Source organism: Brevundimonas nasdae, from assembly GCF_016654005.1.
Taxonomy (GTDB): domain Bacteria; phylum Pseudomonadota; class Alphaproteobacteria; order Caulobacterales; family Caulobacteraceae; genus Brevundimonas; species Brevundimonas nasdae.
In genome coordinates, this window is record NZ_JAEPWN010000026.1 from 1 (window position 1) to 1,515 (window position 1,515).

1 pseudogene is annotated in these 1,515 nt (G+C 66.1%); it reads left to right on the plus strand.

Annotated elements, in window-relative coordinates:
* Positions 1-74: 74 nt before the first annotated feature.
* Positions 75-1,444: pseudogene (locus tag JKF87_RS18110) on the plus strand (transposase).
* Positions 1,445-1,515 lie beyond the last annotated feature (71 nt).

Genomic DNA, 1,515 nt, shown 5'->3' on the forward strand with positions numbered 1-1,515 from the left:
AAAAGGCGGCCTGGGCAATTGGCATGAGGGCGCAGCGCTGATTCACTCTGGTCGTTGAGGCTGGAGATCCAGCGATGATGGGCGAGCGGCGGGTCGATCAGTCGGCCCTGTTCTACGAGTTCTCGCTGGAGCAGCATGTGCCGGGGGATCACCTGCTGCGCGCGATCGACCGGTTCGTGGAACTCGATGGCCTGCGGGCGCATCTGGCGCCGTTCTACAGCGCCATCGGCCGGCCTTCGATCGACCCCGAGCTTCTGATCCGCATGCTGCTGGTCGGGTACTGCTTCGGCATCAGGTCGGAGCGGCGGCTGTGCGAGGAAGTCCACCTGAACCTGGCCTATCGCTGGTTCTGCCGGTTGGGCCTGGACGGCGATGTGCCGGACCACTCGACCTTCTCCAAGAACCGCCATGGCCGCTTCCGCGACAGCGATCTGTTGCGGCAGCTGTTCGAGACGGTGCTGCGCCGCTGCATCGCCGAGGGCCTGGTCGGCGGCGAGGGCTTCGCCGTCGACGCCAGCCTGATCAAGGCCGACGCCAATCGCCAGCGCTGCGTGCCCGGCGACGAAGGTCTGCCGCCTGAAGCCGCCAGCCGCGCCATCGACGAGTATCTGGCCGTGCTGGACGACGCGGCCTTCGGCGGCGCCACCCCGGTGACGCCCAAGTTCATCTCGCCGGCCGATCCGGCCTCGCGCTGGACCGGCGCCAACAAGGGCCCAGCCTTCTTCGCCTATGCGACCAACTATCTGATCGACCTCGACCACGCGATCATTGTCGATGTCGAGCCGTCCACGGCCGTGCGGCAGGCCGAGTTGACGGCGGCCCGCACCATGATCGAGCGGGTTCGCGAGCATCACGATCTGTGGCCCGCTCGGCTGGCGGCGGACACAGCCTATGGCTCGGCCGAGATGCTGGACTGGCTGGTCCACGACCAGGGCATCGAGCCGCATATCCCTGTCATCGACAAAGCCGAGCGGATCGACGGGACCTTCTCGCGCAGCGACTTCGCCTATGACCACGCCGCCGACCTCTACCACTGTCCGGGCGGTAAGGAACTGAGGCAATATCGGCGAGCCTTCCGCGCGGATCATCCCGATACCCCGCCGGATAACACCTATCGGTATCGCGCCAGCAAAATGGCGACGCCTGCGCGCTGAAGAGCCGCTGCTGCCCCAATGCGCCGGCGCGGAAAGTGACCCGCTCGATCCACGAAGGCGCACGGGATTTCGCCCGTGACATCGTCAAGACTGACGCCTACGTCGTCTCCCGGCGCGAGCGGAAGAAGGTCGAGATGCTGTTCGCCCACCTCAAGCGCATCCTGAAGCTGGACCGACTGCGCCTGAGAGGTCCAAACGGCGCCCGAGACGAGTTCCTCCTCGCCGCCACCGCCCAGAACCTGCGCAAACTGGCCAAGCTGATCCCGTCACCCACGCCGGTGATCGCGTAAGGCGGGATAGAACCGCTGTGCCTGTTACTGGCCGCGATCTCAACAGCCGCCTTTTTCAACGGAATCGGCGC